Raw genomic sequence first — 25,155 nt, 5'->3', positions numbered from 1 at the left:
TCGCCGACGGTCGGCGCGGCGGATCACGGTCGGGACCAGGGATGGCGGGCGAGACCTTCGGAACGACGGCGGACGGCGAGACGGTGACCCGCTTCACCCTCGCGCGCGGCGCGCTTCGCGTTCAGGTGCTCGATTACGGCGGCGTCGTCACCGCGATCGAGACGCCCGACCGGGCGGGCCATGCGGCCAACGTCGTGCTCGGGCTCGACTCGGTGGCGGGCTACGAGACGAAGAGCCCGCATTTCGGCGGCCTGATCGGGCGCTTCGCCAACCGTCTCGCGAACGGGCGCTTCGCCATCGACGGCCACGCCTACGCGCTGCCGACCAACGAGCCGCCGAACGCGATGCATGGTGGCCCGCGCGGGTTCGACAGGCGGATGTGGCGGGTGGAGTCGGCCGACGACAAGCATCTCACGCTCGCGCGCCGATCGCCCGACGGCGAGGAGGGCTTTCCGGGCAACCTCGACGTGACCGTGACCTACAGCCTGCCCGAGGACGGGACGTTGCGGATCGACTACCGCGCGCAGACCGACCGCCCGACCGTGCTGAACCTGACCCACCACGGCTACTTCAACCTGGCGGGCGAAGGCGCGGGCGACGTGATGGGCCACGTCGTCACGATCGCGGCCGACGCGGTGTTGGAGACCGACGCGACGCAGGTCCCGACCGGTGCGTTGCGGCCGGTGGCCGGCACGGCGTTCGACTTCCGCGCCGGCATGCCGCTGGGCCGGCGCATCCGCGAGGGCGACAAGCAGCTCGTGATCGCCAAGGGCTACGACCATTGCTTCGTCCTGGCCGGAGCGGACGGGCGCCTGCGGCCGGCGGCGACCTGCATCGAGCCGGCGAGCGGGCGCCGCCTCGACGTCGCGACGACGCTGCCGGGCCTGCAGCTCTACACCGGCAACAACCTCGACGGGACGCTGGTCGGCCCGGGCGGGCGGGCCTACCGCTCGGGCGACGCGGTCTGCTTCGAGACGCAAGCCTTCCCCGACGCGCCGAACCACCTCGGCTTCCCGTCCGCCGTGCTGCGTCCGGGTGAGCTTTTCGCCTCGACGACGACCTACCGGTTCTCGGTCGTCTGATCGGATTCCCGTCGCGCCGCCCGGCGCGCGGCCACCGAATCGGCGAGCAGGCACAGGATCTCGAAGGCGAGCTGGCCGCCGGTGAGCGCGGTGAGGCCGGACGGGTCCAGCGGCGGGGCCACCTCCACGAGGTCGGCGCCGACGAGGTCGAGGCCGCGCAGGCTGCGCAGCAGGGCCAGGGCCTCGCGGGTGGTCAGGCCGCCGATCTCCGGCGTGCCGGTGCCCGGCGCGTAGGCCGGGTCGAGGCTGTCGATGTCGAAGCTGAGATAGGTCGGGCCGGCGCCCACGACGGCGCGGGCCTCGGCCGCCACCTCCGGCATCCCGCGGGCGGCTGCCTCCTCCATCGTGACGACGCGGATGCCCTGGGCGCAGGCCCAGTCGCGCTCGTCCGCCGCGTCCATGCTGCCGCGGATGCCGACCTGCACGCAGCGCCGCGGATCGAGCACGCCGTCCTCCACCGCCCGGCGGAACGGGGTGCCGTGGGTGAGCCGGGTGCCGCCGTACTGGTGGTCGTCGGTGTCGCTGTGGGCGTCGATGTGCACGAGCCCGAGCGGGCGCCCCTGCCCCAGCGCCCGGAGGATCGGATAGGTGACGAGGTGGTCGCCGCCGACGGAGAGCGGCACGATGCCGGCGCCGGCGAGCCCGAGCATGAACGCCTCGATCCGCCGGCAGGTCTCGGCGGCATCGACCGGGTTCACCGGCACGTCGCCGAGGTCGGCGCAGGCCGCCAGAGCATAGGGCGCGATCCCGCTGGCATGGTTGATCGCCCGCGTGCCGGTCGAGGCTTCGCGCACGCCCCGCGGTCCGAGGCGCGCGCCCGGCCGGTTCGTGGTCGCCCCGTCGAACGGGATGCCGACGAGGCCGATCTCGACGCCCTCGGCCGCGCCCGGATCGCGGCAGGGCAGCCGCATGAAGCTCGCCACGCCGGCAAAGCGCGGCGTCTCCATGCCGGACGCCGGACGGAACCTTGCGATACGGGCCGCGTCGGCCTCGCTCACCCTGTGCGCCACGCCGGGCCCCTCCCTGGAACGGCCGGCATCATCCGGGGCCGGCAGGGCGGGATCAAGCCGGCGCGGGTAAGCCGGTGCATCAAGGTGCGTTGACGACGCGGCGTCCCGTGGCTATAGAGCCGGCTCTGCCGAGGGCCCGTGCGGTTGCGCGCGTCGTCGGCTTCGCCATTCGCCACACCCAGCGCAGACCGATCCGAGGCTCCCCGAGCTCGAAGGTCCCCGCCCTTTGATACGAGGATGCCCATGGCCAACACCGTGTCGGCCAAGAAAATGACCCGCAAGATCGCCAAGCGCACGGCGATCAACCGCTCGCGCCGCTCCCGGATGCGTACCTTCGTCCGCAAGGTCGAGGAGGCGATCGCTTCGGGCGTGCAGTCCGACGCCCTCACCGCGCTTCGCGCCGCCGAGCCGGAGATCATGCGGGCCGCCCAGAGCGGCATCGTTCACAAGAACAACGCCTCGCGCAAGGTCTCGCGCCTCGCCGCCCGCGTGAAGGCCCTGGCCGTCGCCGCCTAAGCGCGACCGCCGTCGGCGCCGCCGACGAACCCTCCGAACCCGTTACGAAAAAGCCCGGCCTTCGCGCCGGGCTTTTTCGTGTTCGCGTCGCGCCCGCGATGTGGTTCTCGTTCGAGTCGTCCGCTCCCTTGTCTGTCGGCCACAGGGCTCGCCGATCCGACGCGGGTTCCTCCTCCCATGGGGAGAAGGACAGGATGAGGTGCGTGACCCCTTAGGCTCGGGCGCGCAACTCGTCCCAGCCCACGCCCCTGGCTCAGATCCATTGCAGACGGCACCGCGCGGTCATTCCGGGGCGCCGCAGGCGAGCCCGGAATCCGAACCACCGACGCCGCCAAATACTGCGCGACCTGCGGTTCTGGATCCCGGGCCCCGCTGCGCGGCCCCGGGACGACGGAGGTGCTGCCAACGGGTTTCCGAAGAGCAAATCGCCTTCTGCGATGGTCCCGCCCGTAGAAGCGGGAAGAGGCGGAGACGGCGCCGACATGTCCGGCGACGGTGTCTGATCGGCGCCCGAGATTGCCCGCCAAAACCCCCCGAACGCCCCGCCGATGTTCGCGCCATGTCCGCGCCCGCCCGATGACGAAGCGTTAACCCATTTCCAAAAATCGATTTCGTTGCGGAGTCTTCGGGGCAGGTGTAGCTTAACAAAACCTCACCGCGCCTGAGCAAAGGCACAGCATCTCCCACATCACCCCGAATCGTTCGGCGAATCAAAGCGGTATCGGTCTTCGGCTCGACTCCGCTCGACTCGCTGCAGCTCCGATCAAGGCTTTCCCCGCAAGTCCCACTGTTAAAACTACCGTAGGTAATTGTTGATAGGCTCTCCCAATCGACCAGCAGCGTCGTCGGACGGGTTGACTCCCGCCGATTTTTGCGCCCCGCCCGTGTTCGCGGGGTGTTCCAGTGTGCGTGCGTACGCCCCGTCGGCGGGTCTCCCGTCCTCGGTGCGAGGAGAGTGTCAGTGATGCATGTCGACGAGAGCGTGTCGGGCGGCGGCGGAAGCGGCGGAGCAAACGGGGTCGCGGAGGCTGCGGCGGCCTGGGGTCGCGTGAAGCGCCGCCTGCGGGCCGAGCTCGGCGAGGACGTGTTCGCGAGCTGGTTCGCCCGCCTGGAGCTGGATTGCGTCGTGGGCGGCACCGCCCGCCTCACCGTGCCGACCCGGTTCCTCAAGAGCTGGATCGAATCGCACTACCTCGATCGGGTGCTGAACACCTTCAAGGCCGAGGTCGAAGAGGTCGGCCGCATCGAGGTCGGCGTGCGCGGCACCACCGCCCCGGTCCGCCCGGTGGCGCCGGGCGCCCCGAAGCCCGGCCCGACCAGCGGTCCGCTGGCCCGCCTCCACGCCGCCGGCATGCCCGCGCCGATGCCGACGACGCCGGCCCCCGACATGCGCGCCGAGATCGCCGGCGAGCTGAACGGCGCGCCGCTCGACGCCCGCCTGACCTTCGCGAACTTCCTGCTCGGCCGCTCGAATTCCCTGGCGCATGCCGCCGCCGACCGCGTCGCCCGCCACGACGGCGAGGGCGCGCTCTACAATCCGCTGTACTTCCATGCCGGCGTCGGCCTCGGGAAGACCCACCTGCTGCACGGCATCGGCCACGCCGCCCGCGAGGCCGGCCGTCGGGTGATCTACCTCACCGCCGACCGCTTCATGTACGGCTTCGTCAACGCCCTGAAGACGCAGAACGCGCTGGCCTTCAAGGAGCGCCTGCGCGGCATCGACCTGCTGATCCTCGACGACGTGCAGTTCATCCAGGGCAAGTCGATCCAGGCCGAGTTCGGCCACACCATCAACGCGCTGATCGATGCCGGCCGCCAGGTCGTCGTCGCCTCCGACCGGCCGCCGACGGAGCTCGAGGCCCTGGACGAGCGCGTCCGCTCGCGGCTCGCCGGCGGCCTCGTGGTCGAGATCGGGATGCTCGACGAGCAGCTGCGCGCCTCGATCCTCTCCGCCCGGCTCGCGGCGGTGCGGGTGGCGCATCCGAGCTTCGAGGTCTCGCCGGCGGTGGCGACCTACGTGGCGCGCGCGATCACGGCCAACGGCCGCGACCTCGAAGGCGCCGTGAACCGGTTGCTGGCCCACGCCACGCTCACCGGCACCGCCGTGACCATGGAGACCGCCGAGACCGCGATCCGCGACCTCGTGAAGAACCGCGAGCCCAAGCGGATCAAGATCGAGGACATCCAGAAGCTCGTCGCCTCGCGCTACAACGTCTCGCGCTCCGACATCCTCAGCGAGCGCCGCACCGCCGCCGTGGTGAAGCCGCGCCAGATCGCGATGTACCTGTCGAAGGTGCTGACGCTGCGCTCGCTCCCCGAGATCGGCCGCCGCTTCGGAGGCCGCGACCACACCACGGTGCTCCACGCCGTGCGCAAGATCGAGAAGCTGATCGGCGAGGACACGGTGCTCGGCGACGAGGTCGAGCTCCTGAAGCGCATGCTCCAGGATTGATCGCGCCTCCTCCCCCGGCGGGGAGGACGGCACGGGGGCGGGCCGAGCGCCCGCCCATACCCTGTGCGGGGACGAATCGCGCCCTTGCCTTCGCGGCGCCCCTTCGCCAAGCTGAACGGCCAAACTCCGAACCCGCCGGCCGCGGCGGCGTTCGAGCACGGTCCTTCGAGCATTCAGAGTACTGCGATGAGAGTCACTGTCGAGCGTGCGGCCCTCCTACGGTCGCTCGGCCACGTGCACCGCGTCGTGGAGCGGCGCAACACGATCCCGATCCTGTCGAACGTGCTGCTGCGCGCCACCGACGGCGGCCTGCAGCTGCGGGCGACCGACCTCGACATCGAGGTGACCGAGACCGTGCCGGCCGACGTCAGCGATCCCGGCGCCACCACCGTGCCGGCGCACGTCATCTACGACATCGTGCGCAAGCTGCCCGAGGGGGCGCAGGTCTCGCTGGAGACCGGCGGCGAATCCGGCCAGATGACGATCCGCTCCGGCCGCTCGCGCTTCGCGCTCGGCGCGCTGCCCGAGGGCGACTTCCCGGACCTCGCCGCGGGCGAGCTGCCGCACAGCTTCCACATAGGGGCGTCCGACCTCAAGCGGCTGATCGAGAAGACCCAGTTCGCGATCTCCACCGAGGAGACGCGCTACTACCTCAACGGCATCTACCTCCACACCATCGAGTCCGAGGGGCTGAAGCTCCGCGCGGTGGCCACCGACGGCCACCGGCTCGCCCGCGTCGAGATCGACGCGCCGGAGGGCAGCGCCGGCATGCCGGGCATCATCGTGCCCCGGAAGGCGGTCGCCGAGATTCAGAAGCTCGTCGACGACGGCGGCGACAGCGTCGCGATCGACCTGTCGCCGGCCAAGATCCGCCTGCGCTTCGCTTCGGGCGTGACGCTGATCTCGAAGCTGATCGACGGCACCTTCCCCGACTACCAGCGCGTGATCCCGGCCGGGAACGACAAGCGCCTCACGGTGGAGCGCGACGCCTTCGCGCGCGCCGTCGACCGGGTCTCGACGATCTCGTCGGAGCGTGGCCGCGCGGTGAAGCTCGGCCTGCAGGAAGGGCGCCTCTCGCTCTCGGTCAACAACCCGGATTCGGGCAGCGCCACCGAGGAGCTCGACGTCGACTACGAGGCCGCCGGCCTCGATATCGGCTTCAACGCCCGCTACCTCCTCGACATCACCGGCCAGCTCGAGGGCGACACCGCCCTGTTCAAGCTCGCCGACCCGGGCTCGCCGACCCTGATCCAGGACCGCGAGGGCGCCTCCGCGCTCTACGTGCTGATGCCGATGCGGGTGTGAGGCTCGCCACCGGCACGGCCGCCGGGTACACTGGCTGCGCCGAGGTGCGCCCCATGACCAAGCCCATCGTTCTCGATCCCGCCGAGGCCGCCTTCGTGGACGGTCTGGTGGCGGATGGCCGTTATCCGTCGGCCGATCGCGCCGTTAGGGAAGGGCTGCGCCTCTTGCACGCCCGGGAGGCGCGACTGTCGGACCTGCGCGAGGCCTGGAACGAGGGCGTTGCGAGCGGCGACTACGAGCCGATCGACGCCCTCCTCGATAGCCTCGCGGACGACGCGGCCACGCGGGTGAAGGCCGGCGCTTGAGATCCGTCGTCGTTTCGCGGCAGGCTCGGGCAGACCTTCGCGAGATCGCAGACTTCATCGCGGCCGACAATCCGAAACGGGCGGTCGGCTTCGTCTCGGAGCTGCGAAGCCGCTGCCAATCGTTGGCGCGCCACCCGATGCAGGGGCGCCCTGCCCCCGACATCGCACCGGACGTCCGCATCCTCGTGTTCCGGGCCTACATCATCCTCCACCGCGTGCACGACGAGCGTGTGCTGATCGACCGCGTGCTGCACGGTGCGCGTGATCGCTCCCAGACTTGGTCGCATGAGTGAGCTCGATGCGGATGCCCAGCGCCTCACCCGCCTGACCGTCCGCGACTTCCGCAACCACGCCGACCTCGACCTGCCGCTGTCGTCGCGCTTCGTCGCGCTCGTCGGCGAGAACGGGGCGGGCAAGACCAACATCCTGGAGGCGGTCTCGCTGTTCGCCCCCGGGCGCGGGCTCCGGCGGGCCGAGTTCGCCACGATGGCGCGCAAGGACGGTCCCGGCGGGTTCGCCGTCTCGGTGACGCTGGCGCGCGACGGCGCCGAGCATCGCCTCGGCACGGGCTGCGAGCCGCCGGGCTTCGACGGGCGCACCAGCCGGCTCTGCCGGGTCGACGGGGCCGGCGCGCCCTCCCCCGTCGCCTTCTCGGAGTTCGTGCGCGTGGTCTGGCTGACGCCGGACCTCGACGGGCTGTTCCGCGGGCCCGGCGGCGACCGCCGCCGCTTCCTCGACCGCCTCGTCCTCGCCGTCGATTCCGGCCACGGCGCCCGCGTCTCGGCGATGGAGCGGGCGCTGCGCTCGCGCAACCGGCTGTTGGAAGAACGCTCGAACGACGGCCGCTGGCTCGACGCGATCGAGCGCGAGGTCGCCGAGCTCGGCGTCGCCGTGGCGCTGGCCCGGCGCGAGACCACCGAGCGCCTCGACCGGCTGATCCACGAGACCCGCGACGACGCGCAGCCGTTTCCCTGGGCGGCCCTGCGCCTGGAGGGCGACCTCGACGACCTCGTGGCGGTGTGGCCGGCGTTGGAGGCGGAAGACCGCTTCCGCCTTGCGCTCGCCCGCGGCCGCGCGCGCGACCGGGCCGCCGGGCGCACGCTCTCCGGCCCGCAGACCAGCGATCTCGTCGTCCGCCACGGCCCCAAGGACGTGCCCGCCGCGACCGCCTCGACCGGCGAGCAGAAGGCGCTGCTGATCGGCCTCGTGCTGGCCCACGCCCGGCTGGTGCGGGCGATGAGCGGGATCGCGCCGCTGATCCTCCTCGACGAGGTCGCCGCCCACCTCGACCCGCGCCGCCGCGCCGGCCTGTTCGAGGCGCTCGACGCGCTGCCCGGGCAGGTGTTCATGACGGGCGCCGACCCGGCGATGTTCGACGGCCTCGGCGAGGCCGCCGAAATCATGCGGATCGGGTAATCGCCTCGGGCCACTTCGCCTCAGCCTGCCGCCGAGTGGATGTCGGTCTGCGGGAAGTCGTCGCCGACGAAGAGGAGCGGCACGTCGTGGACGCGCGCGCAGGCATAGGCGAAGCAGTCGCCCATGTTCAGCCGGGCCGGGTGGCCCCGGCCCTTGCCGAAGCGGGCATAGGCGGCGAGCGCGTCGCGCACTTCCGCGTCGCCGAGGCCGACGATCCGGATGCCCGCCAGCGCCAGGAAGGCGTAGGTCTCCGTCTCGGCGGCCTCGACCGTCATCGCGTTCTTCCGGGCGAGCGCGCTCGCGGTCTCGAAGATGGCCAGCGCGGACGTGATCGGATCGCGCGCCGCTTTGATGGCCCGCGCCAGTGACGCGTTCCCGGGCTCGCCGGCGAGGATCGCGACGATCGCCGAGGCGTCGACGAACATCAGGGCTCGCCGTTCAACGCGTCGAAGAACGCCTTGTCGGCCTCCAGCCCGGTTTGCGGATGGGCCGCGATGCGATCCTGGATCAGCTTGATCCCGTCTAGGAACGCGGTCAGCGACGCATCGCGCCGTTGCAACTCGTTGGCGAGCGCCATACGCACGGCTTCCGTCTTGCTGACGCGTGCGGCCGAGGCCAGCGTCTCCGCCAACCGGTTCACTTCTTCGCTTCGGATATTTAGGGGCATCGCCCTCGCCTCCGTGTAGACGCGTGAACGCTAGTGTATACACAACCCTCCGGCAAGCGGCCGCCGCACCTGGGACAGGCATGACCTCACGACTCCACGACGCGCGGCGCGCCCTCAAGACCACCTTCGGCTACGACGACTTCCGCCCTGGCCAGGACGAGGTGATCGAGGCGGTGCTGTCCGGGGCGGACGTGTTCGCGGTGATGCCGACGGGCTCGGGCAAGTCGATGACCTACCAGTTGCCGGCGCTGGTCGAGGATTCGCTCACCGTCGTGGTCTCGCCGCTGATCGCGCTGATGCACGACCAGGTGCAGCAGATGCGCGGCTTCGGGGTCGCGGCCGCGACGCTCAACTCGTCGGTGGCCGAATCCGTCTCGCGCGAGACCTGGCGGATGATCCGCGCGAACGAGCTGCGCCTGCTCTTCGTCTCGCCCGAGCGGCTGCTGATGGACGGCTGCATGGACGCGCTGCGCGGCGCCGGCGTCCGCCGGCTCGCGGTCGACGAGGCGCATTGCGTCTCGCAATGGGGCCACGACTTCCGCCCGGAATATCGCGCCCTGTCGCGGGCGCGCGAGGCGCTCGGCGACGTCCAGACCGTGGCGCTGACGGCGACCGCCGACAAGGCGACGCGGGCCGAGATCGCCGAGCGGCTGTTTCCGGAAGGGCGCGACCTCAGGACCTTCGTGCACTCCTTCGACCGGCCGAACATCGGCCTGACCTTCGCCGCCAAAGACAACCCGACCCGGCAGATCGAGCGCTTCCTCAAGCACCGCCGCTCCGAGAGCGGGATCATCTACTGCTCGTCGCGCAAGCGCACCGAGCAGCTGGCCGAGAGCCTGAAGAAGGACGGCTTCAACGCGCTGGCCTACCATGCCGGCCTCGACCAGGGCACGCGGATGCGCAACCAGGACACCTTCCTGCAGGAGGACGGCGTCGTGATGACCGCGACGGTGGCCTTCGGGATGGGCATCAACAAGCCGGACGTGCGCTTCGTCTGCCACGCCGACATGCCGGGCAACGTCGAGGGCTACTACCAGGAGATCGGCCGGGCCGGCCGCGACGGGCTGCCCGCCGACACCCTGACCCTCTACGGCCTCGACGACATGGCGCTGCGCCGCCGCCAGATCGACGAGAAGGAGGTGCCGGACGAGCGCCGCCGCGTCGAGCGGCGCAAGCTCGAGGCCATGATCTCGCTGTGCGAGGGCGCGGCCTGCCGCCGGCAGTCGCTGCTCGCCTACTTCGACGAGGCCAGCGGCCATTGCGGCCGGTGCGACCTCTGCCGCGGCGGCGTCACGCTGGTCGACGGCACGGTCTCGGCCCAGAAGATCCTCTCGGCGATCGTGCGCACCGGGCAGCGCTACGGCGCGGCCTACGTCTGCGACGTCGTCCACGGCAAGGCGAGCGAGCCGATCCGCCGCAACGGCCACGAGCAGCTCAAGACCTTCGGCGTCGGCGCCGACAAGCCGGTCGCCGCCTGGCGGGCGATCCTGCGCCAGCTCTTCGCGGCCGGCGCGGTGGCCGAGAACGGCGACGGCTACGGCGGCCTCACCATGACCGACAAGGGCGAGGCGATCCTGTTCGGCCGCGAGCCCGTGGAACTCCGCCCCGACCCGGAGCCGAAATCCGCCGAGCCGCGCGAGCGCCGCCGCGCGGGCGCCGTGCGCGACGCAGGCTCGGACGACCTGAGCCCCGCCGACGAGGCCCTGTTCCAGCACCTCCGGGGCCTGCGCGCCACGATCGCGCGCACGGAGAACATCGCCGCCTTCATGGTGTTTCCCGACCGGACGCTGATCGAGATGGCCAAGGGCAAGCCGGTGGACCTCTACGCGCTGCGCACCGTCCACGGCGTCGGCGAGCGCAAGCGCGAGGCCTACGGCGACCGGTTCGTCGCGGCCATCGCCGAGTTCCTGGCGCATCCCCCGGCCGCGTGAGCGGCGGGAATCGGTCTTTTCGCTCGTCTCGGGGCCGCGCCGTCGTGTAGGGAGCCGGAATCCCTTGCCAGCACCAGCGCCGGAACGTGTCGTCATTCCCCAGTCCAACGACACGGCCGCGGCCGACCTGCCCACGGTCGAGCGGCCCGCAACCGATCGGCCGGGCACGACCACGCGCCAGGTCTTCTACCTGCCCGGCTTCGACCCGCGCCAACCGGAGACCTACTGGGGCCTCTTCCGCCGCGAGAGCCGGCTGACGGCGGCGCGCCGCGGTGTCGACATCGCGGTCAGCGAACCGTCGCGCAGCGCCGACCGCCTGAGCCTCGACTGGACCGTGCAATCCGGCGCCACCCGCACGCGCTACGGCCTGCTGCGCTGGGACGACATCGTCCGCGCCCGCTTCCCGCGCGCCAACTGGCGGCGCCTGGGCACGGTGCCGGCCCTGCTGTGGCGGCTTCGGCGCTCGGGCTACGCGCGCCGCCTGCGCCGCGAGGCGCGCAGCTTCGCCATGGTGATCTTCGGGGTCCAGTACCTGTTCCTGCTGTTCGTCGCCGTGAGCCTCGCGCTCGGCGCCCTCCTGCCGTCGGCGCTGCCGGCGGGCTGGCGGCCCTGGTCATGGCTCGCGGTGCCGGTCGCGGCCTACGCGATCCTGGCCGGCATCATGGCGCTCACCCGCGGCAAGCCGTTCTACTGCGCCCACCTCGTCGACGACACAGCCTTCACCCACGACCACGCGGCGGGACGCGAGCCGCGGATGCCCGACCGCCTCGACGCGATGGCCGCGCGCATCGCCGCCGCGGAGGGGACGGCCGACGAGATCGTGGTGGTCGGCCATTCCTCCTCGAGCTTCCTCGGAATCGAGGTGCTCGACCGCATCCTGACGGCCGACCCGGCCTTCGGCACCCGCGACACCCCGGTCTCGTTCGTGACGCTCGGCAGCGTGATTCCCTGGATCGCCCTCGACCGGCCGGCCGTGGCGTTCCGGGCGGCGCTCGCGCGGTTCGCCGCCGCCGACCACATCCGCTGGCTCGACGTGCGCGCCCCCTGGGACTGGCTGTCGATCCACCTGCGCGATCCGCTCACCGCCTCCGACGTGCCCTCCCCAGACCGGACGCGCCCGGCGACGCGCTACGTCCGCCTCGAAGACCTGATCGAGGACCGCTTGATCCGGGGGCGGCGCTTCAATTTGTTCCAGATGCACTTCCAGTTGTTGATGTCGAGCCTGGACACGGAGGGGTTCGACTACGTCGCCCTCGTCTCGGGCGCGGAACCGGTGCACGCGGCGATCGACCGCCGCCGCAGGGCGAAGCCCGGAAGCGCATCCGAGGCCGACGCGGACGCGCCGGCCCGGGCCTGAGCGCTTCGACCCCGGTACGGTCCCGCCCGGACGCGCGATCGAATGTTGCCAGGGCGGGCGCTTACCCTCTAGAGCCGTGGCGACCCCCGAGCCGGCGCCTACCTCACCGATGGGCACCTTCTCATCGGGACCGGATTTTCGTCGAGACCGCCGCATGTTCCGCAACGACGTCCCGATCACGCCCGAGCTCGTCCGCCAGCATGGCCTGACGCCGGACGAGTACCAACGCTTCCGCGGGCTGATCGGGCGCGACCCGACGCTGACCGAGCTCGGCATCGTCTCGGCGATGTGGAACGAGCACTGCTCGTACAAGTCCTCGCGCAAGCACCTGCGCGGTCTGCCGACGACGGGCCCCTGGGTGATCCAGGGCCCGGGCGAGAATGCCGGCGTCATCGACATCGGCGACGGGCTCGCCTGCGTCTTCAAGATGGAGAGCCACAACCACCCGAGCTTCATCGAGCCCTACCAGGGCGCGGCGACCGGCGTCGGCGGCATCCTGCGCGACGTGTTCACGATGGGCGCGCGCCCGATCGCGGCGCTCAACGCCCTGCGCTTCGGCTCGCCCGACCATCCCCGCACCCGGCACCTCGTCTCGGGCGTGGTCGCCGGCATCGGCGGCTACGGCAACTCGTTCGGCGTGCCCACGGTGGGCGGCGCCGTCGGCTTCCACCCGCGCTACGACGGCAACATCCTGGTCAACGCCATGGCGGTGGGCCTCGCGAAGGCCGACGCGATCTTCTACGCGGCGGCCTCCGGCGTCGGGAACCCGATCGTCTACCTCGGCTCCAAGACCGGTCGCGACGGCATCCACGGCGCCACCATGGCGTCGGCCGAGTTCGACGCCGAGACCGAATCGAAGCGTCCGACCGTGCAGGTCGGAGACCCCTTCGCCGAGAAGCTCCTGCTCGAGGCCTGCCTGGAGCTGATGAAGTCCGGCGCGGTCATCGCGATCCAGGACATGGGCGCGGCCGGGCTCACCTGCTCGGCGGTCGAGATGGGCGCCAAGGGGGATCTCGGCGTCGAGCTCGACATCGAGAAGGTGCCGGCCCGCGAGGCGGGCATGACCCCCTACGAGATGATGCTCTCGGAGAGCCAGGAGCGCATGCTCATGGTGCTCAAGCCCGGCATGGAGGCCGAGGCCGAGGCGATCTTCGTGAAGTGGGGCCTCGACTTCGCGGTGATCGGCAAGACCACCGACACCCTGCGCTTCGTGGTGAAGTGGCACGGCGACGTGGTCGCCGACCTGCCGATCAAGGAGCTCGGCGACGAGGCGCCGCTCTACGACCGGCCCCACATCGCCAACACGCACCTGCCCGAGATCCACGCCGCGGACGTGGCCGCGCCCGCTTCGCTGACCGAGGCGCTGAAGCGCCTCGTCGGCTCGCCCGAGCTGTGCTCGAAGCGCTGGGTCTACGAGCAGTACGACCACTTCATCGGCGGCAACACCGTGCAGAAGCCCGGCGGCGACGCGGCGATCGTCCGCGTCGAGGACGGCCCGCGCGGGCTGGCCCTCACCGCTGACGTGACGCCGCGCTATTGCGAGGCGGACCCCGTCGAGGGCGGGCGGCAGGCCGTGGCCGAGGCGTGGCGCAACATCACCGCCGTCGGCGGCAGGCCGCTCGCGATCACCGACAATCTCAATTTCGGCAACCCGGAAAAACCCGAGGTGATGGGCCAGCTCGTCGGCTGCATCCAGGGCATCGGCGAGGCCTGCAAGGCGCTCGACTTCCCCGTCGTGTCCGGCAACGTCTCGCTCTACAACGAGACCAACGGCGTCGGCATCCTGCCGACCCCGACCATCGGCGGCGTCGGCGTGCTCGACGACGTGGCGCGCCACGCCACCATCGCCTTGAAGCGCGCGGGCGACGTGCTGGTGCTGGTCGGCGCGGCCGAGGGCTGGCTCGGGCAGTCGATCTACCTGTCGGTGATCGAGGGTCGCGAGGAGGGCGCGCCGCCCCCCGTCGACCTGTCGCTCGAGCGCCGCAACGGCGACTTCGTCCGCGGGCTGATCGTCTCGGGACAGGTCGACACCGTCCACGACCTCTCCGACGGCGGCCTCGCGGTGGCTTTGGCCGAGATGGCGATGGCCGGCTCGTTCGGCGCGACGCTGCCGGAGGCCCCCGAGGGCATGCCGGCCCACGCCTACCTCTTCGGCGAGGACCAGGCCCGCTATCTCGTCGCCGTGCCGGCCGAGGTCGCGACCGACATCCTCTACGCCGCCTCGGCGCAGGGCATCGACGCCTCGGTGGTCGGCGTCGTCGAGGGCGACGGTTTGACCCTGCCGGGCGGGCAGACCATATCCGTCGCCGAGCTTCGCGAGGCGCACGAAGGCTGGCTGCCGGCCTACATGGCGAGCCTGCCGGCCGCCGCCTGAACCCCGACCAAGGAACCGACCGATGCCGATGGACGCGCGCGAGATCGAGCGGATGATCGTCGAGGCCCTGCCCGACGCCAAGGTGGAGATCAAGGATCTCGCCGGCGACGGCGACCACTACGCCGCCACGGTGCTGTCGGCGGCGTTCAAGGGCAAGACCCGCGTCGCCCAGCACCAGATGGTCTACGGCGCGCTCCAGGGGCGGATGGGGGGCGTGCTCCACGCCCTTGCGCTGACGACGGGCGTCCCGCAGGATTAGTGGCCGCAGCGGTGGTGCCGATGGACCAGCCGAGCCTCTACGACGACGACACGGTGACGTGGGCCGACCAGCAGGTCGCCGCGTTGCGGTCCCTCGCGACGCGCCCCGAGCTGTCGAACGTCCTCGATTGGGAGAACGTCGCCGAGGAGATCGAGGGCGTGGGCCGGTCCGAGATCGATCGCGTCGAGAGCGCGATGTCCCAGATGCTGATCGACGTGCTGAAATATGCCTCCGCGCCGGCTGCGCAGTCGACCCGTTCCTGGCGCAAGGAGGTCCTGGTCTTCCAGGCCTCGGCGCAGCGGAACTATCGTCCCTCCCTGCGCCAGAGGATCGATTGGGAGCGCCTCTGGGCGAACGCCAAAACGATCGCCGACGCCTCGCTCGACGTCTTCGGCCACCGGCTGCTCGGCGGACTGCCGGACCGGATGCCCTTCACCCCCGAGGAGATGTCGTCGGACGGTTTCGACATGGACCGCGCCCTGGAACGTCTCGCCGAGGTGTTGAAAGCGCGCCCCGACCATCATTAGATCACCCTTGCAGATCAAGGACCGAAACCCATGACCGACGTCAACGCAAGCATCGAGAACGAGATCAAGTCCCAGGACGTGGTCGTGTTCATGAAGGGCACGCCCACCATGCCGCAATGCGGCTTCTCGGGGCAGGTCGTGCAGATCCTCAACTACCTCGAAGTGCCGTTCAAGGGCGTGAACGTGCTGGCCGACGCCGGCATCCGCGACGGCATCAAGGCCTTCTCCAATTGGCCGACCATCCCGCAGATCTACGTGAAGGGCGAATTCGTCGGCGGCTGCGACATCACCCGCGAGATGTTCCAGTCGGGCGAGCTGCAGACCTTCCTGGCCGAGAAGGGCATCCCGGTGAAGTCCGCCGCCGCCTGACGGGCCGCGCGACCGGACGACGACGAAGGGCGCCCCGGCGCCCTTTTTCGTGTCCGCTCCCGAGAAACGTTCGCGCATGCCGCGGCTTGAGCCCAGGGAGGGGATCGGGGGCGACATCCGGAGGTGCTGCGGCATGCACGACGTCATCATCGTGGGCGGCGGCCCGGCGGGCCTCAACGCCGCCCTGATCCTCGGGCGCTGCCGCCGCCGGGTCCTGCTCGTCGACCAGGGCACGCCGCGCAACGCCGCCGCCCGGTTGACCTGGGGCGTCTTCACCCGCGACGGCACGCCGCCCGACGAACTCCGGGCCCTCGCCCGCGCCGACCTCGCCCGCTACGACACCGTCGAGCTTCGCGACGGCGAGGCGATCGGGGCCGAAGCGGTCGCGGACGGGTTCGCGATCACGCTCGCCGACGGGCGCCGCGAATCCGCCCGCCGCCTGATCCTCGCCACCGGGTTGCACCAGGATCTGCCGGCGATCCACGGCTTCGCGCACTACTGGGGCGCGGGCGTCCATTCCTGCCCCTATTGCGACGGCTACGAGCGGCGCGACAGCGCCATCGCCGCCTACGCCCACGGCCCGGTCGCCAAGGGGTTCGCCCTGGAGCTGACGGCGTGGAGCCGCGACGTGACGCTGTGCACCGACGGCCACCCGACCGAACTCTCCGACGACGACCGCGCCCGCCTGGCGCGCAACGGGGTCCGGCTGGTCCAGGCGCCGATCGCACGCCTCGACGGCGACGCCGACGGGCCGACGCACCTCGCCTTCGCCGACGGCACCGCCCTACCCTGCCGCGCGGTGTTCCTGATGCCGACGGGCTGTCTGCCCTCGACGCTCATCACGCAGCTCGGCTGCACCCTGAACGAGGCCGGCGTGGTGCCGACCCGCGAATACGAGAAGACGAACGTGCCCGGGCTCTACGTCGCCGGCGACGCCTCGCGCCGGGTGCAGTTCGCGGTCGCCGCCGCCGCGGAGGGCGCGATGGCGGCGTTCGCGGTCAACACCGAGCTGCTGCGCGAGGACACCCGCTGATCGCGCAGGCGTGCAACGGATGCTTTTCCGGCAGGCAGCGCGGCACGCGCACCGCGCGCGACGACTTGCGACGGCGTTCTACCCAGGGTGCGTAGTCTGGAAATCGCTCCCTGCTGCAAGTCGGCGTGCGATCTCGCACCATGGCCGGGCCGCCGCAATGCAATGATGAAAAAAGAGTTTCGATCCTCAAAGGTTCGGAACTTGTTCAGCTTGTCCCCGTTACTCCCGCACGGTCCAGTTCTTCTGGGCCGTCGGTGCCGACGCTCCGCTGTCTCTGCAAGGCCGGTCATGCCCGTCTTCGACGCCAAGAACCTCGGGTCCCAGTTCGAAGGCCAAGCCCTTCTCGCGGCCATCCTGCACCCGACGCGCACCGCACAGACCCGCGCCCTCACGCATGGCCGCCAGCGCGCCGAGCGCGCCGCGATCATGGCCGATCCGATGACGATCGAGCATCGCTTCCCGGTCGGCGCCGGCACCCTCACCCCGACGCCGATCGCCTCGAGCTGACGGTTTTCCCCGCGCCCTACCAGGGCTGCGGCGTGACCAGGCCCTGACGCGTCACCACCACCCATTCCCGCCCGCGCCGCTCGACGGCCTCGACCCGGCCGACGCCGGGGATCGAATCTCCGATCGCGACCTCGACGAGGCGGCGGCGGCGGTCCTCCAGCATGGCGGTGCCGTCGTATACGTCGCGCACGGCCCAGGACTCGACGATCGCGGGCTTCGGCTTGGGTTCGGTGATGCTTCCGGTCTGGACCGGCTCCGCCTTGGCGGCCGGTAGAGGAGCGGGCACGGGCGCCGGAGCGGTGGCTGCCGCCACCGCGCGCTTGTCCGCCTGCGCGGTCGTCGCCGCAAGGCGGGCGGCCTGCTCCTTCTCGGCCTGGTCGATGCGCTCGCCCAGGGCCGCGATCTTGGCCACCAGGGCCGTTTCCGTCTTGCCGACCATCTCCGTCAGCGCGCCGCCGCGGACCTTCGCCTCGCTGCGGGCGGCCTCGGAGACTTCCTTGAGGGCGGCGACCGACTTGTCGAGGCGGTCGGAGGCGATGGCGAGGCGCGAGGCCTCCAGCCGGTTGGCTTCGAGGGCCGCGTTGATCTCGGCCAGCACGACGCCCGTGCCCTCGGAACGGGGTGTCGCCAGCATCGCGGTGCCGGCGCCGAGCACCGTGCCGAGCGCGAGGGCGGCCCCGGCCAGACCCATCGCCACCCCGTCGAGGCGGCGGCCAACCTTGGCGGCCGTCGGTGCGGCCGGCGCCGCCTTGGGCTTGCCACCGGAGACGGCAGCCTTCAGCAGCGCGTCCGGCGAGGCCTTCACGGCCTCCGCGGGCGAATCGATGTTCGTCGTCATGGCCCTCGCCTCCGCGTCCGGCATCTCTGTCGAAAGCTTTGGTTAAGGACGTTTGTTTACCGAAGGGTTACCGCCCCCGCCGGGCCTCGTCGGCCCATTCCGCCCCCGGTCCCGTAGGGCCGCAGGCGTGCGATGCGGCCGCTGCCCGACCCGGAGGTCAGGCCGCCAGCCCGCGCTTGCGCAGCAGCGGTCCGGTGCTCGGCAGGCGTCCGCGGAAGGCGGTGTAGGCCTCGCGCGGGTCGCGCAGGTTGCCGGCGCCGTAGACGTAGGTGCGAAGGCGCTTCGCGGTGGCCGGATCGAAGATGTCGCCGGCCTCGCGGAAGGCGTCGAACGCGTCGGCATCCAGCACCTCGGACCAGAGATAGCTGTAGTAGCCCGCGGCATAGCCGTCGCCCGAGAAGATGTGCGCGAAATGCGGCGTGCGGTGCCGCATGTTGATCTCGGACGGCATCGCGATCCGCTCCAGCGCGTCGGCCTCGAAGGCGCCCACGTCGAGGCCGTCCTCGCCCCCGGCCGAGAGGTGCAGGGTCATGTCGACGATCGCCGAGGAGGTGTATTCCACGGTGGCGAGTCCCTGGTTGAAGGTGCGGGCGGCGAGCAGCTTCGTCAGCAGCGCCTCCGGCATCGGCTCGCCGGTGCGATGGTGGCGGGCATGGGTCCGCAGCACCTCCGGCTGCTCCAGCCAATGCTCGTAGAGCTGCGAGGGCAGCTCGACGAAGTCGCCCGACACCGCGGTGCCGGCCAGCACCGGATAGGTCACGTCGGACAGGAGCCCGTGCAGGGCGTGGCCGAACTCGTGGAACAGGGTGCGTGCGTCGTCGAAGGACAACAGCGGCGCCTCGCCGGCCGGGGCCTTGGCGAAGTTCATCACGTTGACGATGATCGGCTTCACGTCGCCGGTGAGCCGCTCCTGCGAGCGGAAGGCGCTCATCCAGGCGCCGCTGCGCTTGGTCGGCCGCGCGAAGTAGTCGCCGAGGAAGGTGCCGACCTCCGAGCCGTCGGCGTTTCCGACGCGCCAGGCGCGCACGTCCGGGTGGTAGCGCGGCACGTCCGGGAGTTCGGCGAAGGTCAGGCCGAACAGGCGCGAGGCGGTGTCGAAGGCGGCATGGATCACCGAATCGAGCGGCAGGTACGCCTTGATCTCGCTCTCGTCGAGGTCGTGCTCGGCCCGCCGCAGCTTCTCGGCGTAGTGGCGCCAATCGTGGGCCTGGAGCGCGAAGTTGCCGCCCTCGGCCTGGACGATCGCCTGCAGCCGGTCGCGCTCGGCGCCGGCGCGCTTGAGGGCGGGGGTCCAGACCTCGCGCAGCAGGTCCATCGCCGCATCCGGGGTCGCCGCCATGGTGTCGTCGAGCTTGAAGTGGGCGAAGCTGTCGAAGCCGAGCAGCCGCGCCCGCTCGGCGCGGAGCTGTACGATCTCGCGGATGATGCCGCGGTTGTCGGTGTCGCCGCCGCCCTCGCCGCGGCGGATCCAGGCCTCGTAGGCGCGCTCGCGCAGGTCGCGCCGTGTCGAGGATACGAGGAACGGCTCGATCAGCGAGCGCGACAGGGTGACGACGTGGCTGTGCGCGCCGCCGCGCTCCTTGGCGGCGTCGGCGGCCGAGGCGACCAGGAAGTCGGGCAGGCCGGCGCGGTCCTCGGCGGCGTCCAGCGGCAGCAGGAAGCGGCTCTCGTCGGCGAGGAGGTTCTGGCTGAACTGGGTTCCGAGCTCCGACATCCGCGCCGCGATCTCGGCGACGCGCAGCTTGTCCTCCGGCCCGAGGTCGGCGCCCGCGCGGCGGAAGCGGGTGCGGTAGCGCGACAGCACCCGGCGCTCCTCGTCGCCCAGGCCTTCGGCGTCGGCGTCCACCGCGGAGATGCGCGACCACAACTCGGGGTTGAGGTAGATCGCGCTGCCGTGGCGCGAGAGCTTGGGGCCGATCGTCCGCTCGATCGCCTGCAGCTCGGGGTTCGTGTGACTGCCGGTGAGGTTGTAGAACACCCCGGCGACCCGATCGAGGGCGAGGCCCGCCCGCTCCATCGCCGCGACGGTGTTGGAAAAGCTCGGCGCCGCGGCCTCGCCTGCGATCGCCGCGATCTCGGCGTCGTGCGCCGCCAGCGCCGCCTCGAAGGCCGGCAGGTAGTGCTCGGGCCGGATGCGCTCGAAGGGCGGAAGCTCGGCCGGCGTGCCCCAGGCCGCCTCGGAGTAGGGGTTGCCGGCCGGCAGGTCGGCGAGGCCGGGATTTTGCGCTGTCGTCATCTGAAGGTCTCGATGTCTCGCGCCGCGCGTCGGCTGGGGCCGCCGGAGGTCGGCGGTCGGATACGTGTCCACGTCAGATAGGACCGAACGCGCGCTTCAGGAAGCCGACGCCGCGCGCGGTCGCGTCGGCATCCGTCGCCGGGTCGAAGGCGTGGCCCTGGTCCGGGTAGAGGTGGACGCGGCAGGTCCCGCCCGCCTCTTCCATCCGCCGCCGCAGGGTTTCCGGATAGCTCGGGCCGACGAGGGCGTCCCGCGCCCCGTGCAGCGCCAGCGCCGGCGGCAGGGCGAGGGGACCGGTACCGAGCTCCGGCGGCAGGAAGGTCGCGCGCAGCACCGAAATGCCGGCTGATCCCCGAAAAGCCCACCCGTGCCTCGCCGGTGCGGTCGAGATAGTGCGGCAGCAGCACCGCGAAGCCGGCATCCGCCATGGCCGCGGCCTCGGCCCGGACCGGCCGGTCCGAGCCTGGCCCTTCGGCGTCGTGGAGCAGAATCACGGTCGCCGTGGCCGGGGCGTCCTTGCCGTGCGGCGCGAACCGCTCGATCGTGACGGGTCGTCCCTCGCACAGGATCGTGTCGCGGGTGACGACCGGATGGGGTGGATGGGTCATGGCGTCAGGTCGGTCTCGACGGTTCGCGGCGCTCGCGCTCGCCGGCACGACCCTGCTTGCCATGACGGCGGGACGGGATGCGAGGGCCCAGGATGCGAGGGCGCAGGACGCCAAGGCCCAGGACGTCAAGGCCTTGGACGTCAAGGCATTGGGCATCAAGGCGCAAACGCAGGCGCCCGAGGCGACCGTCCCCGTGCCGCCGCCGCTGCCGCCCGAGCGGCCCGCGGAGCTGAAGCCCGCGACGGCGCCGGGCGCGACCGTGACCGACCCGCCACTGCCGCCGGAGCGCCCGGCCGAGCTGACGCCGGCGACGCCCCCGGCTTCGGCACCGGAGCCGAAACCCGCCGAGCCGCCCGCCCAGGCGGAGGTCAAACCCGGCGACAAGGTCGCCGACAAGCCCCCCGAGATGCCGGTCCCGCCGCCGCTTCCCCCGGAGCGTCCGGCCGAGTTGTCGGGCGAGGCGGCGCTCGCCCTCAAGGTCGCGGCGCCCGACGACGCCGCCTGCCGTGTGCGGCTGAAGCGCCTCGGCGCCGCGTTCGAGCCGCTGCCGGCGATCGTCAACGGGCAATGCGGCACGCCGCTGCCGCTGAAGCTGACGGGTCTGGCCGACGTGGCGCTGCCGCAGCCGGCGACCCTGACCTGCGCCGCCGCCGAGGCGCTGGCGCGCTGGACGACCGAGGTCCAGGTCGCGGCCGAGCGCGAGCTGAAGCAGCCGCTGGCGGGGATCGCGATCGGCACCTCCTACGAGTGCCGCGGGCAGAACCACGACGTCGAGGCCAAGCTCAGCGAGCATGCCTTCGCCAACGGCGTCGACGTGATGAGCTTCACCTTCGCCGGCCGTCCGGCGATCGCCGTCGGGGCGATGGCCGACGGGTCGGCCGAGGGCCGCTTCCTCGATGCGGCGCGGTCGCGGGCCTGCGGGTTCTTCCGCACGGTGCTCGGCCCCGGCTCCAACGCGGCGCACGCCAACCACTTCCATCTCGACGAGCGCGAGCGGGCGGCCGGGCACCGGCTGTGCCAGTGAGCTGTGCCAGCGGGGCCGTTCGCGAAAACCTGATGCCGCCGTGCCGTTTGGCGCGGAACGCCCACCCGTCGCCGACGCTTGATCGCCGTGGAGCGAACCGGCTCCGGGAGCCTCGACCATGACGTGCGGATTGACGACGCGGACCAGCCTCGCGGTCATCGCCCTGGCCTGCCTTGCCGTCCCCGGCGTCGCGGCGGCCCAGGGTTCGGGCAAGGGGTCGGGCAAGGACGAGCCTGCGCCGCCGAGCGCGCAGGCGATCCGGGACGCGACCTTCGCCGAGCCCCTCAAAGACGGCAAGAAGGGTGCAAGCCAGGACGAGACCAAGAAATCCGCCGCGTCGAAGGCGGACGACCAGCCCGATCCGCTGACGATCAAGGTGCAGGTTCTGCTCGACCGGGCGCGGTTCTTCCCCGGTGCGATCGACGGGCGTGACGGCGAGAACCTGCAAGGCGCGCTCTCGGCCTACGCGGTGGCGCAGGGCCTGCCCGCGACGAAGACGCTGACCAAGGACGTCTTCGACAAGCTCGCCGGCGCCGGCGGCGACCCGGTGGTGACCGACTACACCATCACCGAGGCGGACGCGGCCGGCCCCTACGTCGAGAAGATCCCGCCCAAGATGGAGGCGCAGGCCGACCTCGAGTCGATGGGCTACACCAACCCGCGTGAAATGCTGGCCGAGCGCTTCCACATGAGCCGCGACCTCCTGAGCCAGCTCAACCCGGACAAGCCGCTGGACAAGGCCGGGACGGTGATCCTGGTCGCCGGCGTCCAGCCGATGGGCCTCGACAAGCCCAAGGCCAAGGACCTGCCGCGCGAGCCGAAAGTCGACCGCGTCGAGGTCGACAAGAGCAGCCGCGACGTGCGCGCCTTCGACAAGGCGGGCAAGCTCCTGGCCTATTACCCCGCCTCGATCGGCAGCGAGGAGAAGCCTGCGCCGAGCGGCGAGACCAAGGTGAAGGGCGTCGCCTTCGACCCGTCCTACACCTACGATCCGAAGTATCGCTTCAAGGGCGTGAAGACCCACAAGAAGTTCTCGATCCGCCCCGGCCCGAACAACCCCGTCGGCCTGGTCTGGATCGACCTCGCGATCCCCTCCTACGGCATCCACGGCACGCCGGAGCCCGAGAAGGTCGGCAAGACCGAGTCGCACGGCTGCATCCGCCTGACCAACTGGAACGCCCGCGACCTCGCCGCCCACGTCTCGCGCGGGGCGAAGGTGTCGTTCAAGGAGGATTAGCGGTCAGGCGGCCGAGAGGTGATCGAGCTCCGCACCGGTCGAACGGTGCTCGGACGCATCGAGGATCTCGACCGCCACGATCCGTCCGGCCGCATCGAGATCGATGATGAGGCCGGGACGGACTTCCTCGCTCTCGACCACCGGAGCATCCGCGAAGCGGACGTAGAGCGCATCGGTCTCAGCGTCATACCGCGACTTCACGTGGGAGCCTCCGGCTGCGATCGAGGAAATCGGTGGTGATGCGCACCCCGCCCTCCGTGGGGACGTATACCACGCGGAGTATCCGTCCGTCGCGCTCCGGGACCGAGCGATAGGCGCGGATGCGTTCGGGGTGTTTCGGGTCCGGTTCGGCGACCTCCGGCTCCGTCACGGTGCGTTCGATCCACATGCGTTCCAGGGCACGATCCGCCAAGTTGTCGAGGGCGTGCGTTGCGTCAGTGATCCGCACGCGCCCTCCCCCCGCCGCGACGCAGCCAAGCGCCGTCCACGACGGCGTCGTTGAGACGTTATTGCTTTGATTTCATAAAAATTCCTACGGACGCGAGCCCTTGCGTGTCCGAGCGCGCTACCGCCGCAACACGCCCGCGACCGCGACCATCGCCGCATCGCACAGGAAGGCCAAGGCCGCGGTGGCGGCGGCGCCCTGCAGCATCGGCACGGTGTTCTGGTTCTGCAGGCCGGCGACGATCGGCGTGCCGAGCGTCGCGGCGCCCGCCAGCGCGCCGACCGCGGCCACCGCCACCGCGAGGACGAGGGCCGTGCGCAGGGTCTCGACGATCGCGGGCACGGCCAGCGGCAGCTCGATCCGCGTCAGGGTCTGGCGGGCGGTGAGGCCGAGCGCGGTGGCGGCCTCGCGCGCCTCGGCCGGCACCGCGTCCAAGGCGCCGACCGTGCCGCGCAGCGTCGGCATGATCCCGTAGAACACCAGCGCCAGCAGGGTCGGCGGGCCGCCGAAGCCGAGCACCGGCAGGGCCAGCGCCACGACGACCACCGGCGGCACCGCCTGGGCGGCGGCCGCGAGGGTGTCGACGCCGCCGCGGAGCGAGCCCGCACCGGGCCGGGTCGCGAGGATGCCGAGGCCGATGCCGGCGGTCGCGACCAAGGCGAGGCCGGTCGCCGCGAGGATCAGGTGCTGGAGCGCCAGCGCCGCGAGGTAGCCGGGCGTCAGAGCCCGCCGCGGCGCCTCGCCGAGGCCTGCGACGATCGCCGAGGCGACGGCCGGGTGACTGAGGGCCGCGAGCACCAGGCCTGCGACGAGCGCCCCGAGGGCCGGGCGCAGGGCGCGACGGACGCTCATGCCGTCCTCCGCACGCGGTCCTCGACGCGGCTCAAGGCCCGCTCGACGGCCAGAGACAGCACGACGATCGGGATCGCCCCGAGCAGGATCAGGTCCGGGGCGAACTGCGCCATGCCGTCGAAGACGATGCCGCCGAGGCCGCCCGCCCCGACGAGCGCCCCGAGCGTCGCGAGCCCGATCGCCTGGACGCAGGCGACGCGGAGCGCCCCGATCAGGATGCCGGCGCCGATCGGCAGCCGCACCTCGAAGAGGATCTTGCGCGGGGTGAGGCCCAGGGCCTCGGCCGCGTCGAGGGTGGCCGGGTCGGGCGCCGCGAGCGCCAGGGCGAGGCCGCGCCACAGGGGGAGCAGCAGGTAGGCGGCGATGCCGACGAGCGCCGGAGCAGGCCCGAGGGCGCTGAAGCCGGCTTCGCGCAGGGACGGGACCGCCCGCAGCAGGCCCGAGGCCAGCGCGACCAGGGCGCCGAGCAGCGCCACCGCCGGCACCACCTGGATGCCGCCGACCAGGATCGCGACGAGGCCCTGCCCGCGCCGCCACAGCGACAGCAGCACGGCGCCGCAGACCGCCAGCAGCACCGCGCCGCCGGAAAGCATCAGGTGCCGCACCAGGGCCCCGCAGACGGCAGGGCCGCGCGCCGCGAACTCGACGGCGAGCGACAGGCTCCCCAGCGCCCCGGCCGCGTAGGCGACGCCGACGAAGGCGAGGACGGCCACCGCCAGCCCCGCGCCGAGCCCGGGGACGGCCATGCGCCTGGACAGGTGGGCGATCCCGCCCGCGAGCAGCGCCAGCCCCGCCCAGGCGCCGG

Annotated in this window: 27 protein-coding genes; 17 read left to right on the top strand and 10 right to left on the bottom strand. The window is 71.8% G+C overall.

Annotated features, from left to right (window positions below; genetic code table 11):
- The first annotated feature begins 41 nt into the window (after positions 1-41).
- Positions 42-1,082: an aldose epimerase family protein gene (locus FV229_RS04290; protein WP_147750763.1), complete on the top strand. Its 1,041-nt coding sequence runs from the start codon at positions 42-44 to the stop codon at positions 1,080-1,082.
- Here FV229_RS04290 and speB read toward each other — a convergent pair.
- Positions 1,061-2,029, bottom strand: coding sequence for an agmatinase (gene speB / locus FV229_RS04285; protein WP_147750788.1), 969 nt, complete (start codon positions 2,027-2,029; stop codon positions 1,061-1,063). The two genes, FV229_RS04290 and speB, sit on opposite strands and share 22 nt — an antisense overlap.
- 306 nt (positions 2,030-2,335) lie before the next feature.
- On the opposite strand from speB, the gene rpsT reads away from it, so the two are divergent.
- From rpsT to recF, 6 genes are all read left to right on the top strand, one after another.
- Entirely contained in the window at positions 2,336-2,608 is a 273-nt protein-coding gene (rpsT, locus tag FV229_RS04280; protein ID WP_147750762.1) for a 30S ribosomal protein S20, read from the top strand.
- 964 nt (positions 2,609-3,572) lie between these two features.
- On the top strand, positions 3,573-5,060 hold the full coding sequence (dnaA, locus tag FV229_RS04275) for a chromosomal replication initiator protein DnaA (protein ID WP_147750761.1): 1,488 nt from the start codon (positions 3,573-3,575) through the stop codon (positions 5,058-5,060).
- A 186-nt stretch (positions 5,061-5,246) separates the two neighbouring features.
- Complete coding sequence (gene dnaN, locus FV229_RS04270; RefSeq protein WP_147750760.1) at positions 5,247-6,365, top strand: DNA polymerase III subunit beta; 1,119 nt, start codon at positions 5,247-5,249, stop codon at positions 6,363-6,365.
- Positions 6,366-6,418: 53 nt separating this feature from the next.
- On the top strand, positions 6,419-6,670 hold the full coding sequence (locus FV229_RS04265; RefSeq protein WP_147750759.1) for a type II toxin-antitoxin system ParD family antitoxin: 252 nt from the start codon (positions 6,419-6,421) through the stop codon (positions 6,668-6,670).
- On the top strand, positions 6,667-6,963 hold the full coding sequence (locus FV229_RS04260) for a type II toxin-antitoxin system RelE/ParE family toxin (protein ID WP_147750758.1): 297 nt from the start codon (positions 6,667-6,669) through the stop codon (positions 6,961-6,963). Before FV229_RS04265 ends, FV229_RS04260 begins: the two co-directional genes overlap by 4 nt.
- A complete protein-coding gene (gene recF / locus FV229_RS04255; protein WP_147750757.1) occupies positions 6,956-8,086 on the top strand; it encodes a DNA replication/repair protein RecF in 1,131 nt (376 codons plus the stop codon). Before FV229_RS04260 ends, recF begins: the two co-directional genes overlap by 8 nt.
- Before the next feature lie 20 nt (positions 8,087-8,106).
- On the opposite strand, the gene FV229_RS04250 is transcribed toward recF, so the two are convergent.
- Both FV229_RS04250 and FV229_RS04245 read right to left on the bottom strand, forming a co-directional pair.
- Entirely contained in the window at positions 8,107-8,511 is a 405-nt protein-coding gene (locus tag FV229_RS04250) for a type II toxin-antitoxin system VapC family toxin (protein WP_147750756.1), read from the bottom strand.
- Complete coding sequence (locus FV229_RS04245) at positions 8,511-8,753, bottom strand: type II toxin-antitoxin system VapB family antitoxin (protein WP_147750755.1); 243 nt, start codon at positions 8,751-8,753, stop codon at positions 8,511-8,513. Before FV229_RS04245 ends, FV229_RS04250 begins: the two co-directional genes overlap by 1 nt.
- 80 nt (positions 8,754-8,833) lie before the next feature.
- Here FV229_RS04245 and recQ point away from each other — a divergent pair, with 80 nt between their 5' ends.
- The 8 genes from recQ to FV229_RS04205 all read left to right on the top strand — a co-directional run bounded on the left by recQ (position 8,834) and on the right by FV229_RS04205 (position 17,110).
- Entirely contained in the window at positions 8,834-10,684 is a 1,851-nt protein-coding gene (gene recQ, locus FV229_RS04240) for a DNA helicase RecQ (RefSeq protein ID WP_147750754.1), read from the top strand.
- Between the two features lie 127 nt (positions 10,685-10,811).
- Positions 10,812-12,041, top strand: coding sequence for a hydrolase (locus FV229_RS04235; protein ID WP_147750787.1), 1,230 nt, complete (start codon positions 10,812-10,814; stop codon positions 12,039-12,041).
- 154 nt (positions 12,042-12,195) lie between these two features.
- Complete coding sequence (gene purL, locus FV229_RS04230; RefSeq protein WP_147750753.1) at positions 12,196-14,415, top strand: phosphoribosylformylglycinamidine synthase subunit PurL; 2,220 nt, start codon at positions 12,196-12,198, stop codon at positions 14,413-14,415.
- A gap of 22 nt (positions 14,416-14,437) precedes the next feature.
- Positions 14,438-14,674, top strand: coding sequence for a BolA family transcriptional regulator (locus FV229_RS04225; protein WP_147727612.1), 237 nt, complete (start codon positions 14,438-14,440; stop codon positions 14,672-14,674).
- A 20-nt stretch (positions 14,675-14,694) separates the two neighbouring features.
- Positions 14,695-15,201 (top strand): DUF29 domain-containing protein, encoded by a 507-nt coding sequence (locus FV229_RS04220; RefSeq protein WP_147750752.1) that lies wholly within the window; start codon positions 14,695-14,697, stop codon positions 15,199-15,201.
- 30 nt (positions 15,202-15,231) lie between these two features.
- On the top strand, positions 15,232-15,570 hold the full coding sequence (grxD, locus tag FV229_RS04215) for a Grx4 family monothiol glutaredoxin (protein WP_147750751.1): 339 nt from the start codon (positions 15,232-15,234) through the stop codon (positions 15,568-15,570).
- 133 nt (positions 15,571-15,703) lie between these two features.
- A complete protein-coding gene (locus FV229_RS04210) occupies positions 15,704-16,603 on the top strand; it encodes an NAD(P)/FAD-dependent oxidoreductase (RefSeq protein ID WP_147750750.1) in 900 nt (299 codons plus the stop codon).
- Positions 16,604-16,891: 288 nt separating this feature from the next.
- The gene (locus FV229_RS04205) at positions 16,892-17,110 is read left to right on the top strand and encodes a hypothetical protein (protein WP_147750749.1); all 219 of its coding nucleotides are present in this window, start codon (positions 16,892-16,894) and stop codon (positions 17,108-17,110) included.
- 16 nt (positions 17,111-17,126) lie between these two features.
- On the opposite strand, the gene FV229_RS04200 is transcribed toward FV229_RS04205, so the two are convergent.
- From FV229_RS04200 to FV229_RS04190, 3 genes are all read right to left on the bottom strand, one after another.
- The gene (locus FV229_RS04200) at positions 17,127-17,948 is read right to left on the bottom strand and encodes a hypothetical protein (protein WP_147750748.1); all 822 of its coding nucleotides are present in this window, start codon (positions 17,946-17,948) and stop codon (positions 17,127-17,129) included.
- Between the two features lie 157 nt (positions 17,949-18,105).
- Positions 18,106-20,184, bottom strand: a complete 2,079-nt coding sequence (locus FV229_RS04195) for a M3 family metallopeptidase (protein WP_147750747.1) — start codon at positions 20,182-20,184, stop codon at positions 18,106-18,108.
- Positions 20,185-20,257: 73 nt separating this feature from the next.
- The gene (locus FV229_RS04190; protein ID WP_187275050.1) at positions 20,258-20,518 is read right to left on the bottom strand and encodes a prolyl oligopeptidase family serine peptidase; all 261 of its coding nucleotides are present in this window, start codon (positions 20,516-20,518) and stop codon (positions 20,258-20,260) included.
- Between the two features lie 272 nt (positions 20,519-20,790).
- Here FV229_RS04190 and FV229_RS04185 point away from each other — a divergent pair, with 272 nt between their 5' ends.
- Positions 20,791-21,816: an extensin family protein gene (locus tag FV229_RS04185; RefSeq protein WP_246688046.1), complete on the top strand. Its 1,026-nt coding sequence runs from the start codon at positions 20,791-20,793 to the stop codon at positions 21,814-21,816.
- A 118-nt stretch (positions 21,817-21,934) separates the two neighbouring features.
- Positions 21,935-23,053, top strand: a complete 1,119-nt coding sequence (locus tag FV229_RS04180) for a L,D-transpeptidase (protein ID WP_147750745.1) — start codon at positions 21,935-21,937, stop codon at positions 23,051-23,053.
- 3 nt (positions 23,054-23,056) lie between these two features.
- Here the strand turns inward: FV229_RS04180 and FV229_RS04175 are convergent, their stop codons facing one another.
- The 4 genes from FV229_RS04175 to FV229_RS27225 all read right to left on the bottom strand — a co-directional run.
- Positions 23,057-23,254: a DUF2283 domain-containing protein gene (locus FV229_RS04175; protein ID WP_147750744.1), complete on the bottom strand. Its 198-nt coding sequence runs from the start codon at positions 23,252-23,254 to the stop codon at positions 23,057-23,059.
- A complete protein-coding gene (locus FV229_RS04170; RefSeq protein ID WP_147750743.1) occupies positions 23,238-23,501 on the bottom strand; it encodes a DUF4258 domain-containing protein in 264 nt (87 codons plus the stop codon). Before FV229_RS04170 ends, FV229_RS04175 begins: the two co-directional genes overlap by 17 nt.
- Positions 23,502-23,618: 117 nt before the next feature.
- Positions 23,619-24,350 (bottom strand): ABC transporter permease subunit, encoded by a 732-nt coding sequence (locus tag FV229_RS04165; protein WP_147750742.1) that lies wholly within the window; start codon positions 24,348-24,350, stop codon positions 23,619-23,621.
- A partial coding sequence (locus FV229_RS27225; RefSeq protein ID WP_187275049.1) for an ABC transporter permease subunit occupies positions 24,347-25,155 on the bottom strand: 809 nt, incomplete at its 5' end. The genes FV229_RS27225 and FV229_RS04165, both read right to left, overlap by 4 nt.

Source organism: Methylobacterium sp. WL120 (assembly GCF_008039465.1).
In the GTDB taxonomy this organism is placed as follows: domain Bacteria; phylum Pseudomonadota; class Alphaproteobacteria; order Rhizobiales; family Beijerinckiaceae; genus Methylobacterium; species Methylobacterium cerastii.
This window is presented reverse-complemented; position numbering and strand designations above follow the sequence as displayed.

What these genes read in the sequence shown, in the direction of transcription:
- FV229_RS04165 (WP_147750742.1), bottom strand. Translation starts at nt 24,350, where the DNA reads ATGAGCGTCCGTCGCGCCCTGCGCCCGGCCCTCGGGGCGCTCGTCGCA.
- FV229_RS04225 (WP_147727612.1), top strand. Translation starts at nt 14,438, where the DNA reads ATGCCGATGGACGCGCGCGAGATCGAGCGGATGATCGTCGAGGCCCTG.
- FV229_RS04195 (WP_147750747.1), bottom strand. Translation starts at nt 20,184, where the DNA reads ATGACGACAGCGCAAAATCCCGGCCTCGCCGACCTGCCGGCCGGCAAC.
- recQ (WP_147750754.1), top strand. Translation starts at nt 8,834, where the DNA reads ATGACCTCACGACTCCACGACGCGCGGCGCGCCCTCAAGACCACCTTC.
- purL (WP_147750753.1), top strand. Translation starts at nt 12,196, where the DNA reads ATGTTCCGCAACGACGTCCCGATCACGCCCGAGCTCGTCCGCCAGCAT.
- dnaN (WP_147750760.1), top strand. Translation starts at nt 5,247, where the DNA reads ATGAGAGTCACTGTCGAGCGTGCGGCCCTCCTACGGTCGCTCGGCCAC.
- FV229_RS04205 (WP_147750749.1), top strand. Translation starts at nt 16,892, where the DNA reads ATGCCCGTCTTCGACGCCAAGAACCTCGGGTCCCAGTTCGAAGGCCAA.
- FV229_RS04290 (WP_147750763.1), top strand. Translation starts at nt 42, where the DNA reads ATGGCGGGCGAGACCTTCGGAACGACGGCGGACGGCGAGACGGTGACC.
- rpsT (WP_147750762.1), top strand. Translation starts at nt 2,336, where the DNA reads ATGGCCAACACCGTGTCGGCCAAGAAAATGACCCGCAAGATCGCCAAG.
- recF (WP_147750757.1), top strand. Translation starts at nt 6,956, where the DNA reads ATGAGTGAGCTCGATGCGGATGCCCAGCGCCTCACCCGCCTGACCGTC.
- FV229_RS04210 (WP_147750750.1), top strand. Translation starts at nt 15,704, where the DNA reads ATGCACGACGTCATCATCGTGGGCGGCGGCCCGGCGGGCCTCAACGCC.
- dnaA (WP_147750761.1), top strand. Translation starts at nt 3,573, where the DNA reads ATGCATGTCGACGAGAGCGTGTCGGGCGGCGGCGGAAGCGGCGGAGCA.
- speB (WP_147750788.1), bottom strand. Translation starts at nt 2,029, where the DNA reads ATGGAGACGCCGCGCTTTGCCGGCGTGGCGAGCTTCATGCGGCTGCCC.
- FV229_RS04220 (WP_147750752.1), top strand. Translation starts at nt 14,695, where the DNA reads ATGGACCAGCCGAGCCTCTACGACGACGACACGGTGACGTGGGCCGAC.
- FV229_RS04245 (WP_147750755.1), bottom strand. Translation starts at nt 8,753, where the DNA reads ATGCCCCTAAATATCCGAAGCGAAGAAGTGAACCGGTTGGCGGAGACG.
- FV229_RS04265 (WP_147750759.1), top strand. Translation starts at nt 6,419, where the DNA reads ATGACCAAGCCCATCGTTCTCGATCCCGCCGAGGCCGCCTTCGTGGAC.
- FV229_RS04180 (WP_147750745.1), top strand. Translation starts at nt 21,935, where the DNA reads ATGACGTGCGGATTGACGACGCGGACCAGCCTCGCGGTCATCGCCCTG.
- FV229_RS04185 (WP_246688046.1), top strand. Translation starts at nt 20,791, where the DNA reads ATGGCGTCAGGTCGGTCTCGACGGTTCGCGGCGCTCGCGCTCGCCGGC.
- FV229_RS04250 (WP_147750756.1), bottom strand. Translation starts at nt 8,511, where the DNA reads ATGTTCGTCGACGCCTCGGCGATCGTCGCGATCCTCGCCGGCGAGCCC.
- FV229_RS04200 (WP_147750748.1), bottom strand. Translation starts at nt 17,948, where the DNA reads ATGACGACGAACATCGATTCGCCCGCGGAGGCCGTGAAGGCCTCGCCG.
- grxD (WP_147750751.1), top strand. Translation starts at nt 15,232, where the DNA reads ATGACCGACGTCAACGCAAGCATCGAGAACGAGATCAAGTCCCAGGAC.